General features: G+C 62.8%; 15 protein-coding genes. All 15 read right to left on the bottom strand.

All coding sequences use genetic code 11. The features are described 5' to 3' along the window. Window positions 1–2 precede the first annotated feature (2 nt). Window positions 3–413: a DUF2712 domain-containing protein gene (locus J2S71_RS12415; RefSeq protein ID WP_503122928.1), complete on the bottom strand. Its 411-nt coding sequence runs from the start codon at window positions 411–413 to the stop codon at window positions 3–5. Between the two features lie 332 nt (window positions 414–745). Then, the gene (locus tag J2S71_RS06315; protein WP_021725025.1) at window positions 746–1,777 is read right to left on the bottom strand and encodes a branched-chain amino acid aminotransferase; all 1,032 of its coding nucleotides are present in this window, start codon (window positions 1,775–1,777) and stop codon (window positions 746–748) included. Between the two features lie 135 nt (window positions 1,778–1,912). Beyond that, window positions 1,913–2,452, bottom strand: coding sequence for a transcription repressor NadR (locus J2S71_RS06310; protein WP_021725031.1), 540 nt, complete (start codon window positions 2,450–2,452; stop codon window positions 1,913–1,915). Continuing rightward, on the bottom strand, window positions 2,449–3,315 hold the full coding sequence (gene nadC / locus J2S71_RS06305; protein WP_307389811.1) for a carboxylating nicotinate-nucleotide diphosphorylase: 867 nt from the start codon (window positions 3,313–3,315) through the stop codon (window positions 2,449–2,451). The genes J2S71_RS06310 and nadC overlap by 4 nt, the downstream gene beginning before the upstream one ends. Further along, a complete protein-coding gene (locus tag J2S71_RS06300) occupies window positions 3,308–4,480 on the bottom strand; it encodes an L-aspartate oxidase (protein ID WP_198009535.1) in 1,173 nt (390 codons plus the stop codon). Before J2S71_RS06300 ends, nadC begins: the two co-directional genes overlap by 8 nt. 20 nt (window positions 4,481–4,500) lie before the next feature. Continuing rightward, the gene (gene nadA, locus J2S71_RS06295; protein WP_021725010.1) at window positions 4,501–5,520 is read right to left on the bottom strand and encodes a quinolinate synthase NadA; all 1,020 of its coding nucleotides are present in this window, start codon (window positions 5,518–5,520) and stop codon (window positions 4,501–4,503) included. Between the two features lie 377 nt (window positions 5,521–5,897). Beyond that, window positions 5,898–6,449 (bottom strand): phosphatase PAP2 family protein, encoded by a 552-nt coding sequence (locus tag J2S71_RS06290; RefSeq protein ID WP_021724977.1) that lies wholly within the window; start codon window positions 6,447–6,449, stop codon window positions 5,898–5,900. A 16-nt stretch (window positions 6,450–6,465) separates the two neighbouring features. Next, window positions 6,466–8,145: an energy-dependent translational throttle protein EttA gene (gene ettA, locus J2S71_RS06285; RefSeq protein ID WP_307389805.1), complete on the bottom strand. Its 1,680-nt coding sequence runs from the start codon at window positions 8,143–8,145 to the stop codon at window positions 6,466–6,468. Between the two features lie 301 nt (window positions 8,146–8,446). Beyond that, complete coding sequence (locus J2S71_RS06280; RefSeq protein ID WP_307389802.1) at window positions 8,447–9,526, bottom strand: putative endonuclease domain-containing protein; 1,080 nt, start codon at window positions 9,524–9,526, stop codon at window positions 8,447–8,449. Window positions 9,527–9,946: 420 nt separating this feature from the next. Then, window positions 9,947–10,606, bottom strand: coding sequence for an MIP/aquaporin family protein (locus tag J2S71_RS06275; protein ID WP_040650736.1), 660 nt, complete (start codon window positions 10,604–10,606; stop codon window positions 9,947–9,949). A gap of 186 nt (window positions 10,607–10,792) precedes the next feature. After that, window positions 10,793–11,269 carry a pyridoxamine 5'-phosphate oxidase family protein gene (locus J2S71_RS06270; RefSeq protein WP_307389799.1) on the bottom strand — a complete coding sequence of 159 codons (477 nt, stop codon included), beginning with the start codon at window positions 11,267–11,269 and terminating at the stop codon, window positions 10,793–10,795. Window positions 11,270–11,341: 72 nt separating this feature from the next. Continuing rightward, window positions 11,342–11,776: an ABC transporter ATPase gene (locus tag J2S71_RS06265; protein WP_307389797.1), complete on the bottom strand. Its 435-nt coding sequence runs from the start codon at window positions 11,774–11,776 to the stop codon at window positions 11,342–11,344. Then, complete coding sequence (locus tag J2S71_RS06260) at window positions 11,769–12,233, bottom strand: winged helix-turn-helix transcriptional regulator (protein ID WP_307389795.1); 465 nt, start codon at window positions 12,231–12,233, stop codon at window positions 11,769–11,771. Before J2S71_RS06260 ends, J2S71_RS06265 begins: the two co-directional genes overlap by 8 nt. A 170-nt stretch (window positions 12,234–12,403) precedes the next feature. After that, entirely contained in the window at window positions 12,404–13,417 is a 1,014-nt protein-coding gene (locus tag J2S71_RS06255) for a cyclase family protein (protein ID WP_307389791.1), read from the bottom strand. Between the two features lie 89 nt (window positions 13,418–13,506). Further along, the gene (locus J2S71_RS06250; RefSeq protein WP_307389788.1) at window positions 13,507–14,316 is read right to left on the bottom strand and encodes an SDR family NAD(P)-dependent oxidoreductase; all 810 of its coding nucleotides are present in this window, start codon (window positions 14,314–14,316) and stop codon (window positions 13,507–13,509) included. Between the last annotated feature and the right edge of the window lie 9 nt (window positions 14,317–14,325).

Below are 14,325 nucleotides of genomic sequence, written 5' to 3'. Positions count from 1 at the left end.
GCCTAATTGAGCGAGGTGTATGTGCGAGTGGAGTCAGGGCTCCACACGCCGTACACGGATCCGCTGGGCCAAGACGAGTACCCCGTCAGGCGCGCCCACCGACGCCCAGACTCATAGACAGAGGTGTGGATAGAATACCTTCCTGGCCCCCTGACTTGGGACATAGGGGCAGAGCCGCCGTTCGTGCGGTTGGTCCAAGGCCCACGTGAGCTGTAGGCACCATCCACATATAGACCAACACTTGATATGGTAATCGTATCGACGCGAACATACACAGGAGTGGTATTGGTCTTGGGACGTGGCCGTGTTCCCTGGGTGGCACCTCCTCCATAGAAGTAGAAGTTATATCCTTCATCCGATGTGTTTGCAGCAAGTGCCGGTGTTACGGCAAACGCGAGAGCAAATGCCGCCACTATGGCAACCACAAACCTTTGAAGCCTCCTGGTGCGCACTTTAACCCCTTCTTTCTGTGCCTTCGTCCTGAAACGAGGAAGCCGACCCACAACATAAATATGCTGCAACACGCTTCCTCCAGGGAGTTCACTATCCTTAACATCGGTCAGCGGTGTATCCTCAATCCTAGGTGGTCATCACCTTATCCCTGTTTTTTCTGATTGTGGAACTACCACTTGATCCAACTAAATAATTGCCGGTAGAGATCCAAGCTCGCGGACGCCGCCACATAGAGTACACCCCGCCGCGGCTCGAGCCACGACGGGGCACAACCGTGCTCATGGGGACGTGCCTATCCCACGTCGATCCTGTGGACCCAGCCGAACCGGTCCTCGATCTCGCCCGACTGGATGCCCACGAGGGTCTCACGCAGCTTTGCCATCACGGGACCCACATGGTCCATGCCGTAGACGACCTTCCGCCCGTCGGCGTCGACCTCGCCCACCGGCGAGATGACGGCCGCGGTGCCGCACATGCCGCACTCGACGAACTGGTCGATCTCCGCAAACGTGACGGGGCGCTGCTCGACCTCCATGCCCAGCATCCTCTGGGCCACGTCCACCAGGGAGCGACGCGTGACGGAGGGCAGGATGGAGTCCGTGTGCGACTGCGGCACGACGAGCCTGCCGTCCTTGGTGACGAAGAGGATGTTGGCGCCGCCGGACTCCTCCACGTACGTACGGGTCTCGGGATCGAGGAACATGTTGTCCGCATAGCCTGCCGCGTGCGCCTCGACAGAGGGAAGCAGACTCATGGCATAGTTGAGGCCGGCCTTGATGTTGCCGGTGCCATGGGGCGCGGCGCGGTCGTACTTGGAGACCTGCAGCTTGACAGGCTTGATGCCACCTGCGTAGTACGGACCCACCGGGGTCACGAGGATGCGGAACTGGTACTCGTCGGCAGGAGCGACGCCAATGACGTCGCCCGTGGCCACCATGAACGGGCGGATATAGAGCGTGGCACCGGAGCCGAAGGGCGGCACCCAGGCAGCGTTGGCTCTCACGACCTGCTCGACGGCGTCCACGAAGCGGTCCTCGGGGAAGGGCGGCATGATCAGGCGCTTGGCGGAATCGTGCATGCGCCGGGCGTTCTGGTCGGGACGGAAGCAGACGATGTCACCACCCTTGGTGGTGTAGGCCTTGAGGCCCTCGAAGACCTCCTGGCAGTAGTGGAAGATACCCGCGCATTCGGAGAGGTGCAGGGAGTGGTCGGTGGTTAGCGTGCCCGCATCCCATGCGCCGTCCCTATAGTCGGACACGTAGCTGTAGTCCGTGTGCATGTAGGCAAAGCTGAGCTTGCCCCAGTCCAGATCCTTCTTCTCCATGCTTTCCTCCACTGGTGACGACACCCTGTAGTGCCTGCCCTAGAGTGTACGCGCATACACCATCTGCCACGTCAAACCCAAACGCACGAGATATGCCTGAAACATCCTTGCGAGCGTGCGACCGTCCGCTGGGGCCTAGCCCAGCTCCGTACGCTCCCAATCGCTGCGCTCGGCCAAAAACCCCGCCGACCCCAGGGCCTCCTCGATGGCGTCGAGCGTTGCCTCGTCACGGGCGCTCACATGATGGAAGTGATAGCCCGAGGTGACCTCGCTGAGCAGCCCCGACTTGCTGCTTGCCAGCTCGTGCTCGAAGTGCGTCACGTCACTCCGGCTGGAGATGCCCAAAGGGGCGCTCAGGCGCCCGTAGGCGCGGTGGCTCACCAGCGTGTCCTCCACCGTCCCACCCAGATCGACGATGAGCCGCAGCTCCTCGCCCACGCGCCCGGGCCCATGGAACACCTTGAGGAGCCGCATCGGACGACTGGTGGCCGGCATGAGACGATAGCCGCGACTGGTCGAGACGACGTCCGCCCCCTGCGCCTTGAGCAGGGCGATGTCCTGCACGATCACCTGACGACTCACGCCAAGGCGACGCGCGAGTTCCGTCCCCGTCAGGGGGGCCACACTCCGCTCCAGCAACGTCAGCGCCCGACTCCTGCGCTCCTCGCCCGTCATGATGCGCGCCGCCCCGTGACGACGAGATGCTTGAGGGAAAGGTCCAGTATGGGTGCCGAATGCGTGAGCGCCCCGCACGAGATGACGTCGACTCCCAGTTCGGCAAGGTCGTGCAGGCGCCCCAACGTCACGTTGCCCGAGACCTCGACCTCTGCCCTGCCATCCACCATGCCCACGGCCGTGCGCATGGTGGCAAGGTCCATGTTGTCAAGCATCACGATGTCCGCGCCAGCGGCCAAGGCCTCGCGAAGCTGGACGAGGCTCTCGACCTCCACCTCGACCTTGCGCACGAAGGGCGCACGGGCACGCGCCGCGGCCACGGCCTGGGAGATGCCACCCGCCGCATCGATGTGGTTGTCCTTGAGCATCACGCCGTCCGAGAGGTTGTAGCGATGGTTGGCGCCACCGCCCACGCGCACGGCCTCCCTCTCGAAGACGCGCATGTTGGGCGTGGTCTTGCGCGTGTCCACCAGACGTGTCCTGGTGCCCGCAAGCTCGCGGGCCATGGCGCGCGTGAGCGTGGCGATGCCGCTCATGCGCTGCAGGAAGTTGAGCGCCACGCGCTCGCCCGAGAGCAGGGCCTCCACATGCCCATGCACGACGCCCAGCTCCTCGCCGACGGTCACGTCATCGCCCTCGCGCACGGCGGCCTTAAGACGGGCCGTGGGGTCAAGCAGCTGGAAGGTGCGCTCGAACACGTCCAGGCCGCAGATGACGCCATCCTCCTTGGCCAGCAGATGCACCCGGCCACGCTCCGTGCCATCCACCACCGAGATGGTCGAGACGTCCTCGCTCGTGATGTCCTCGCGCAGGGCGGAGCGGATGAGCGGCTCCGCCTGCAGCCGTAGGGTCGTCTCACGCATGGGCATGCCTCCTTCGCACGATGTCCCGCGCCGCCAACCGTGAGAATACCAGGCTTTCCAAAAGCGAGTTGCTCGCAAGGCGGTTCCTGCCATGCACGCCATTGCAGCTGGTCTCCCCCGCCGCATAGAGATGCGGCAGGGTGGTACGGGAGTCCTGGTCCACATGGATGCCGCCCATGAGGTAGTGTTGGGCGGGAACCACGGGAATGGGCTCGCGCAGGATATCGTAGCCCTCGTCGCGACAGCGCTGGTAGATATTGGCAAAGTGTCCCGTTATGACCTCCGGTGCCACCCGTTCGAACGAGAGGCGCACGTACGGCATGCCATCCTCGCACATCTGCGCCCGAATGGCCTCGGAGACCATGTCACGGGGCAGCAGCTCGTCCACGAAGCGCTCGCCCCTCGCATCCAGGAGGATGGCCCCCTCCCCACGACACGACTCGCTGATGAGAAAGGCGCGCCCCGGTCGCGTGGTATAGAGCGAGGTGGGATGCAGCTGCACGTAGTCCATGTGCTCCAGCTCGACCCCATGCGCGGCGCAGATGCGGCAGCCATCCCCCGTCAGGCTGCGGAAGTTGGTGGAGCGCTCATAGAGCCCGCCCACGCCCCCCGTGGCCATGAGGGTGTCCGTGGCACGGATGGCAAGGTGCCCGCCGCCAGGCCGCTCGCAGACGACGCCCGTGCAGGCACCGTCCCCCTCAAGGAGGTCCACCATCGGGTGTCCCTCGAGGATGCGCACGTTGGACAACTCACGCACGCGCGCCAGAAGCGTGGTGGTGATCTCCCTGCCCGTGACGTCCGCATGGTGCACGATGCGCGGTCGCGAATGGGCGCCCTCGCGCGTGTAGTCCAGGTCGCCCGTCGGCGTGCGGTCGAACGACACGCCCAGGCATGTGAGGTCGCGGATGATGCCACGGCTCTCCCAGATCATGACGTCAACGCTCGCGATGCGGTTCTCGCCGTGACCGGCGCGCAGCGTGTCGTCAAACCAGGGGGCGTAGTCGTCGTAGTCACGCATCACGCAGATGCCACCCTGCGCCAGCATGGAGTCGCAGCTGGCCACATCCTCCTTGCAGAGCATGGCCACCGAGAGAGCCCGCGGCAGGTTGAGGGCCGCATAGAGGCCCGCGACGCCACAGCCCACGATCGTCACGTCCGCGCGCATGTCCTGCGCCTCGCCCGTCATCAGAGCGCCGCCAGCTCGAGCATGCGCTCAAGGGGCGCGTTGGCACGATCCGCGTCCTCGGGAAGCTGCATCTCGCCCGAGCGGTCCTCAAGGCAGGCGAGCAGGCTCTGCGGCGTGACCATGGCCATGTTGGGACAGATGGGCGGCGTCGCCGGATAGTGGACACGCTTGTGTTGGCCCTGCGTCTGCCGCTCTATCTCGTACGAGACACCCATGACGGTGAGCACGATGAACTCCTTCCGGCTGCTCGCCGCGATGTGCTCGATGATCTGCTTGGTGGAGCCGATGAAGTCCGCCTCGGCAAGCACCTCCTCGCTGCACTCGGGGTGAGCCAGCACCTCGGCATCGGGATATGCCAGCTCCAACGCCTCCACCTCCGCCAGCGCGATGCGCATGTGCGTGGGACAATAGCCACGGTTGAGGATGACGTTCTTCTCGGGAAGCTGGTGCGCCACGTAGCGGCCCAGGTTCATGTCGGGCAGGAAGAGGATGTTGTGCTGCGGCAGGGCACGCACCACCTTGAGGGCGTTCGAGGACGTCACGCACACGTCCGCCCAGCGCTTGATGCGGGCCGTCGTGTTCACGTAGGCCACGATGGCAAGGTCGTCGTACTGGGTGCGCACCCTGTCCACGTCGGCCTCGCGCACCATGTGCGCCATGGGGCAATCGGCCGCGGGGACAGGCATGAGCACGCGGCGGTCAGGGTTGAGGAGCTTGACGCTCTCGGCCATGAACGAGACGCCGCAGAGCACGATGGTCTCGGCCGTCAGCGTCTTCGCCAGGCGCGCGAGGTAGAACGAGTCGCCCACGTGGTCGGCCAGCGCCTGCGTCTCGGCCGGCACGTAGTAGTGCGCGAGCACCACCGCATCGCGCTCGCGCTTGAGCCGCTCCACGCGCTCACGGAGCGCCCCGAACCCCGATCCGAAGTCCTGCGGGACGGGGCCACCGTCCTCGTGGAGGCGTCGCAGCGCCCGCTCGAGGCTCTGCCGCTCCAACGGCGTCATGACATAGTCGCCCATGTGCCCCTCCCCACCCCGGATCCCTTAGGGACAACCGCCGGTTGGCGTGACAGTATGACAGGGGATGAGGTAACTGTAAAGTCATGTGTCTTGTCAGTACCGAAACGCCAGGGAGGGACCATGCCCGGCGCCCCCGTCAGGGCATGGTGGAACCGGGCCTCCATCCCTGTCCAGACCCCCCACCAACCGGCGGCTCTTTGTGGTCTCACCAACGATGGCACAGGCGTTCGGACGGACCGCGGGTGCCGGGACCTTTGTCACGCCGCCCTCGGGCGAGAAGGTCATCCGCCTCATGCTCCTAGGCCACGGGCAATGACGATGTGGGCGGGCTCCTGGCGTCTGCGAAGGGCCTCGGATAGCCCTGCCGCGAGCGACCGCTAGATAATCCCGATCAGGATGCCCAAAAGCGCTCCCGCCACCACGTCACGTGGGAAGTGCGCGCCACCGAGCACACGCACCACCGCCAGCATCACGCCGACGGCAAGGAGCGCACACCCCACCGGCACGCTATAGGAAAGCCAGCTGGTGGCGATCACGAAGGCCGAGAAGACATGCCTGCTGGGGAACGACTTGCCGCGCGTCTTCTTGCGGATGAGCGGGTCGATGGCCAAGACCTCGTAGGGACGCGGTGCGTCAAGCCAGGCGCGCAGGGCCGTCTCCAGGACAAAGCCCACGACGGGAGCCAGCAGTGCGTGCCAGAAGGATGCCCCTGCCGTCTCACATCCCACGCCGAACCAGGTGAGCACCAGCAACAGCGGGTAGAGCACGTAGCACAGTACCTTGAGCCAGCGGTTTGCCCCCAACAGAGCCGCGCGCGCCCCAGGGTGCGCGCGCAGGCCCGCCGTCCATCGTACATACTGCCGCGCCGTCTCACGACTCGTGGTGAGCCATGCCAGGCGGCGCTGCGGCTGTGATGCCTGTGCCCTCATCGCCCTCAGCGCCAGGCTAGTCGCGCGTGAGCTTGCGGTGCAGGCGGTGCGGGCGAGAGAGGTCGGGTCCCAGGCGCCGCTCGCGATCCTTCTGGTAGTCCTCGAAGTTGCCCTCGAACCAGTGCCAGCTGCCGGGGTTCTCGTCCGTGCCCTCCCAGGCCAGGATGTGCGTGGCCACGCGATCCATGAACCAGCGGTCGTGGCTCGTGATCACGGCACAGCCCGGGAACGCCAGGAGCGCCTCTTCGAGGGAGGACAGGGTCTCGGTGTCGAGGTCGTTGGTGGGCTCGTCAAGCAGCAGGAGGTTGCCGCCCTGGCGCAACGTGACGGCCAGGTTCAGGCGGTTGCGCTCGCCCCCGGAGAGCACGCCCGCACGCTTCTGCTGGTCGGAACCCTTGAAGCCGAAGGCGCCCACGTAGGCGCGACTCGGGATCTCGGCATCGCCCACCTGGATGTAGTCGTTGCCGTCCGACACGACCTCCCACACGCTCCTCTGGGCGTCCAGGCCCTCGCGTCCCTGGTCCACGTAGGAGAGCCGTACCGTCTCGCCCAGCTCGAGGGTGCCCGATGTGGGCCGCTCCCGGCCCACGATCATCTTGAACAGCGTGGACTTGCCCACGCCATTGGGGCCGATGACGCCCACGATGCCGTTGCGCGGCAGGGTGAAGGAGAGGTCGTCGATGAGCGTGCGATCGCCGAAGGCCTTGTGCAGATGCTCCACCTCGAGCACCTTGGCACCCAGGCGCGGGCCCACGGGAATGTGGATGTCCATGAAGTCCGTCTTGGTGGCGCGACGGGCCTCGGCCTCCATCTGCTCGTAGGCGGCCAGACGGGCCTTGCTCTTGGCCTGACGTGCCTTCTGCGAGCTGCGCGCCCACGCGAGCTCGTCCTGCATTCGCTTGGCGCGCCTGGCGTTCTGCTTGGACTCCATCTCCATGCGCGCGGCCTTGGTCTCCAGGTAGGTGGAGTAGTTCCCCCTGTAGGGATAGAGCGTGCCGCGGTCCACCTCGCAGATCCACTCGGCCACGTTGTCCAGGAAGTAGCGGTCGTGCGTGACGGCCAGGACGGCGCCCTGGTAGCTCTTGAGGAACTGCTCCAGCCACAGGACGCTCTCGGCGTCAAGGTGGTTGGTGGGCTCGTCCAGCAGCAGCAGGTCCGGTGCCTCAAGCAACAGCCTGCAGAGGGCCACGCGACGGCGCTCGCCGCCTGAGAGGTGGCTCACGCCCTCGTCGGGATCGGGGCACTGCAGGGCATCCATGGCCTGCGAGAGCTGGGAGTCGATGTCCCAGCCACCCGCGGCGTCAATCTCGTCCTGCAGCGTCCCCATCTCCGCCATGAGGGCATCGCAGTCAGCGTCAGGATCCGCCATCTCCTCGCCAATCCTGTTGAAGCGCTCGACCTTGGCCAGAAGGTCCCCAAAGGCCAGGCGGATGTCCTCCCCCACGGTCTTGGCCTCGTCCAAAGGCGGTTCCTGCTCGAGCAGGCCCACGCTGTAGCCGGGTGAGAGCCTGGCCTCGCCATTGGAGATGCCCTCCCTGCCTGCCATGATCTTGAGCAGGGTGGACTTGCCCATGCCGTTGGGCCCCACCACGCCGATCTTGGCGCCCGGCAAGAATCCCATCGTCACGTCATCCAGGACGACCTTGCCATCAAAGGCCTTGCGAACCTTCTCCATCTGGTAGATGAACTCTGCCATATGCCGTTCCCTGCGTATGGCTGCCCACGCAGCCGTCGTGCCGTCCCCGCCATTCTACGGGAGCCCCGGCGCTTCCGCAGGCCTTTCACAAGTCACGCCGCAGGAAGGATACGCCGTCCACCCATGCCGCATGGGCTGCGCCAGGAAGGCCCTCGTGAGCAAGCGTCGTATTCGTCATGGGCAGCCCAGCCATACCCGTGCGAGTGTACATCTGATGACATCCTGAACCCAGATTTTGGCTACGAATGCCATCAGATGCGCACTTTCGCATGTAGCCCTCGCGCCCAGGAACCCTCGACCGTCAATAGGAACGCACGCTGGCACCGTGCGCCAGCTCCTCAATGATCGCGGCGCGCATGCGCGAGCCATCGAAGTCCTCGAGGCGGCCAAGGATCATCCTGCGGTGACGCTCGCCAAGGTCATGCCCCAACCCCTCCGCCAGCTTCCTGAGAAACGATTCGTATGCCACAGCGGTTCCGCAGTCGCGCGCAGTGGTTGGATACACCCTGATGCCTAGGGCGGCATAGCATTGGGTCCTCGTGGCGTCCTCCGCCATGCGATCAATCCCACCGTGCCACTCCGCCCCATAGTGCTCTATGGCAAGCCGATACCTCGGAAAGTACAGGTCCGGACGAAACGATGTCCGCCCGAGCATGCTCATGTCCTTACGGCTCATCACCAGCTGGGCATTCAGCTGGAAGTCTCCAAGGGCAATTCCACCCCAACGCACCGGAAACCCCAGCAGGATGGCGTGGGTCGACTCCACGGGCGAGGCGGAGCTGGCGCGGATGTGACGCACGGACGCCTTGGCAAGTCGTGCGCCCTTAACATGGGAGACCCCATTCAGCCATAGACTCAGCCGATTCGGATCTGTGACGGGATTCGTCCCGTAGTGGCAGTCCTCGCCGTAGGGATTCCTGGGATTGCGGGCATAGGTTCCGCAGAGCTCCATGCCAAACTCCGCCAGCACGGCCAGGGCAACCGGACGATCCATGCGCCCCATGGAGACAAGGGGGCTCAGGTGACGGGCAAGGGAGAGCAGCTGGTGCTCCGGGGCGTCGATATGGACGGACGTGCCAAAGGCGTCAAGCTCGGCTATCAGGAACGACCCGCTGGGAAGCACGGAGGCATTCACCTTGCAATCAACCACCGAGCTCCGTATCCTATGCGCCCCGTCCGCAACGCGCACCATCAATGGATGCGATGGGAAGACGTCCAGGTATTGCCCGAGCTCGCTCACCGCCTCCCGCCATGTCTTGCCAACGCCTGCAGAGGAGTGCCCAACGATACGACTGTTGGACTCGTGCAGGCGCGGCCACCGGCCGCTTCGCGCCATGCGCAGCAGTTCGACCGCGCTATGTCCGCCAATCCAGATATCCATGCCCCCATGATGGGAGTCCTTGGGCCCTGGTGGACGGATTTTCTATGCCTTACGTGCAGCAAACTGGCAGAAATCTATCAATATGGGCAGAACGTGGACACAGACACAGCTGTTTATCTGCTCAAACGCACAAGCTCACATAGTGGGGTCAGCTATGCGCCCCTGCAGTGGCAGATGGAGAATCTGAGGTTCCCGTGGCCAACCATCTTATGAATCGTACATCTGATGGCGGTATGAGCGCGAAAGTGCGCTTGTGCTGTCATCAGATGTACAGTGCGTCGCCCCATACCACCAAAAAACTGACACATGCCTCGGCCCGGTGACAGGGCTCGTCAACAAAAGCCGCCCCAACGCCAAGCTTGGGGCGGCTGTGCGACCGGATGCCCCTCAGGACACCATCGGACTCTGAGAACGGGAGACCTAGTGATTCTTGGGAGCCAGGTAGTTGTACACCGCGGCCGCCAACGCACCGCCAATGAGCGGAGCCACAATGAAGACCCAGGCGCACCCGAGTGCCTCGCCGCCCTTGAGGAGCGCGGGGCCAAGACTGCGGGCGGGGTTAACGGACGTACCCGTAAAGTGGATGCCCAGGATGTGCACGAAGGTCAGCGACAGGCCTATCACGAGACCGGCGACCGCCCCGTTTTCCACCTTGTCGGTGACGCCAAGCACCACGAGCACGAACACAAAGGTCAAAATGATCTCGATGAGCAGCGAAAGGCCAACGTTACCCTGGTAGAGGGCATTGGTGCCCATGCTGCTGCCAAACCCGGCAAAGAGGCCCACGAAGGCGGCACCGAGAAGGCCACCAAGGAACTGCGAGACCAGGTAACCGACGAACTTCGCCGTGTCCATGTTGCCACGCATCCACACGCCCAGCGAGACGGCAGGGTTGACGTGGCAGCCCGAGACGTTACCAATGGAGTAGGCCATGGCCACGACGGACAGGCCGAATGCCAGTGCCGTCGCAAGATAGGCGCCATTGGGCTCCGCACCATTGCAGCCAAGTGCGGCGGCGGTACCGCAGCCAAAGGTCACCAGGACACACGTTCCAATGAACTCGGCAACGTACTTCTTCATGCTTCCCATAACGCCCTTTCTCTCGAGGCCTGTGCATGAGGCACTTGTTCGCACCTACGACCACCTATGGTACCAGTACGGCAGCATGCAGCCCAAAACAGGTGCCGTGCGGAAGGGCAGCCCACCGGTATGCCTCAAGGCCGTCAGCGTACGAGACTTCATTCCAGGTCTATGCGCACGAACGCCCTACGACTCGTTGACGAGCTTGCCCGTCATGTGCTCGATGTCAAGGTAATAGCAGAGCACTCGCCCGCCTGCCTGGCGCAGCTCCTCGTCGACGGCGGCCACATTGGGATAGACCCTCCGGACATAGCGCAGGCCCAGCTCGCGCACGGCTTCGATGGTGGCTGCGCCCGGTTCCACCTCATGCAGGCGACCGAAGCAGATGACGCTCCTCATGTCGAGTCCGAACCTGCCTTTCGTCGCCGTGCCCTCGCTCATGACGCAGAAGCTGGCCTTCTCGTGGGCGCGCAGGGCGTCCACCTTGTGGCCCCCGCGGGCGCCATGGAAGTAGATGCGCCGCTCGGAAGGCTTGTACAGGTAGTCGAGTGGCACGGCATAGGGATAGTCGTCATCACCCAGAAAGGCCATGACGCCACGCATGCCATCCAGGAGCACCTCGTCGCACTCCTCGCGAGGAAGCTCCTGCCTGAATCTACGCATGGGACGGAACATGGGACCTCCCCATCGGTGCATCACTCGTCCGAGTCTCAGTCAGATCGTCCGTATGATATATCACGACCGCCCTTCCATGCCCTCCATCGCGTGGTTCCCAGAGAACGCTCTCCAGAGTACCAGTGATGTGCCATATCCAATGAGGACGAGTACGAAATACGTTGCCAGCCAGAGAGACAGAAAGTCACCCCCACGAGCGTCCATCTGAATCAGAGCCATTGTCATCGATATGCAGGTCACAAAGATGAGGTTCTCGAAGAATACCTCAACTAGGGGATACCATGGCCGTTGTCGTGCCCATCCGGAGAGTGCCTGTGCCCACCCATGCACGGGGAGTGCCAATTGAAGCACGATGTTCGTGCCCAGTGCTGCACAGGTCATGGGATACCAGGTGGAGAGGCTGATGGGATCACCGGCACACAGCGTTGCAGACGTATTGATCACGATGGCCAGGATGACATCGGATATGATGACAGACCGGTTCCAATCACACATGATGGTCACCTCGTATAGACGGCCGCCGATAGGCATCCGAATCGATAATGTCCGAAAGCCTGTTAACATAGCGCGCGTCGTTATGCACGACGAGAGCGTCGGGGTCGAGGGCCACGCCGCGTTTCGCCATCGTCCTGACACTCCAGACATAGATGTCATCCAACACGGGCAGGAGTGAGCGACCTGTGGCAGTCAGCCCATAGGTCACACGAGGTGGCGTATGGGAGGCGTCGACGCAGCGCCGCGCTATGCCAAGCTTGATGAGGTCAGCCATGACGCTCGAGAACATCTTCTTCGAAATACCCAATGCCTTGCAAGTGCTGTTGTAGCGCAGCGACCCTTCGAATCCCAGCTCGTGGATGAGTGTCATCTTCCACTTTCCACCCATGAACAACAGAGCATATTGATAGGGATTCGTACTGTTTTTATGACTCTTACCAATCCTCACCGCTCCCATAGCCCCGCACTCCTCCAGTTGAGAGCTATACGTATAATTTATATGTCTACCACGGACTGGCGAAAACCTGGAGATACCAATGGGGTTCGGTCACAGGCACATGGCCGAACCCCCAGAGTCGCGTTCACGGGCAAGCTGCCCAGCACGAACCTGCGACACGCGGCATCCTCTTACTTCTTGCTGCGCTCAAAGAGCCGCTGCATGTACTCGAGACAGCTTGCACCATGCCCCTCGGCATCACCATAGCCTGTGCCACCATACTTGTATGTGCGGTCGGGAACATTGGGGACCAAGTCATCTTCGTCGATCTCGGCGACGCAGCGGGCCATGGAGCCGTCACCCAGGTGCCAACGTAGCGGGAAGCAATAGAAGCGGAAGCGCTTGCCATTCACCTTATCCAGGTCACCACCCAAGTTCTCAACACCTACGATGCCATGCCCGAGCATCTCCTTATGGCAAGGCTCCCATGTGCCCCAGCAGCCTATATGCTCAAGGTCACCAAACTTCTCGTCATAGGCAGCCTGTCCATGGATACGGATATACTCGAACTTGTCAAACTCCGCATAGGCTTCCTCACCGAAGAGTTCCTTGTATTCCTCGGTGATCGGCTTGCCCGTGGCACCCAGCAGGTTCATGCGCGTCATCCCGTTGTTGCCCATGGCGGTGTGCAGCGGGTGGTCGAGAGCCTGCGAGTCCATGGCAACGCACTTTACCTTGTGTGCCACGAACCACTTGCCCGCCTCGATGCCCGTGCCAATGGAATAGTGGTAATAGGCCTTGGAATCATCAAAGAGTCGGTGCATGCCCGTGTTGAGGCAGACCACCATACCCTCAAGGTCCTTGGGATCCATGCCGATCCTCTTGCATGCGGCATCGAGATGCTCGCCTGTTATGAGACCCCATGGCTCGATGTCGATGGGTAGGCAGACAGCCTCCCCCGTATAGGCATCGATTGGCATCTCATCGATGTAGCGAGCGCGTTTTCCATCGAACTCGTACTCCATGACATGCCGGGGTGCATCACAGTGGGTACCCGTGTGCATGGTGCACGTGATGGACTGGGTAAGGACACCGCCCTTGGCCATCGTGTGCTGGTTGTCGATGACGGGCTTGTCAAAGTAGGGCCAACGCGGAATCTCGGCACTGAACGGATGCGACAGCTCAATGAATACCTTCTTGCCCATAGGAAGCTCCTTGGTCTTGTGGGGAATCGTATCCCCTGTGAACAAAGACAGGCGGGTGCAAGATGCGCACCATCCCTCAGAATCACTGGCTAGCAGGCCCAATAGCCACCAGTGGCGTCATAATTCCCGCCCGTGAGGAAGTCCGATGCGGGTGAGGCGAGGAAGATGGCCATGCCCACGAAGTCGTAGGGCTCACCGAGACGACCGATCGGCAGGCGCTTGAGAAAGTTCTTGTACACGGCTGACTCAGGGTCGAACATCCACTCGGTAAGGTCAGAGCGGAAGACCGTCGGGTTGATGGAGTTGACGTTGATGCCATACTTGGACGAGAGGTCGCAGGCCATTGACTGGACCATCAGGTCGGCTGCGCCCTTCGATGCGCAGTATCCGGTATACCCCGCCATGCCCATCTTGGAGCGCGCGGAAGAGACAACGACTATCTTTCCACCCTTGCCAGCCTTTGCCATCTCCTCAGCGACCTGCTTGCAGACGATGTAGACGCTCTTGAGGTCGGCATCCATGATGTAGGACCAGTCCTCGACACTCTGTTCGAGGATGTTCTGCGGATGGTTGTAACCGTGCGCCACGGCAAGGATGTCAATCCCCCCGTATGCCTTCTTGGCAGCAGCGATCACCTTGGCGAACGCCACGGGATCAGAAGGATCGGCGGGAACGACGATGCAGTCTCCTCCCTCATACTTCACCTGTTGCTCGACCGCGGCAAGTCGTTCCTCGTTACGCGCGGTAAGCACCACCTTGGCGTCCTTCATGCCATATGCGACGGCAATGGCTCCACCGAGCGCCCCCGTGGCACCCGTCACAATCGCAACTTTGCCCTTGATGTCAAAGAGGCCGTCAACGAAGTCGCGGCTCACATCGATCTTCTTGGTATCGGACATCTTATGCTC

Source organism: Olsenella profusa DSM 13989 (genome assembly GCF_030811115.1).
Lineage (GTDB): Bacteria > Actinomycetota > Coriobacteriia > Coriobacteriales > Atopobiaceae > Olsenella_F > Olsenella_F profusa.
This window is presented reverse-complemented; position numbering and strand designations above follow the sequence as displayed.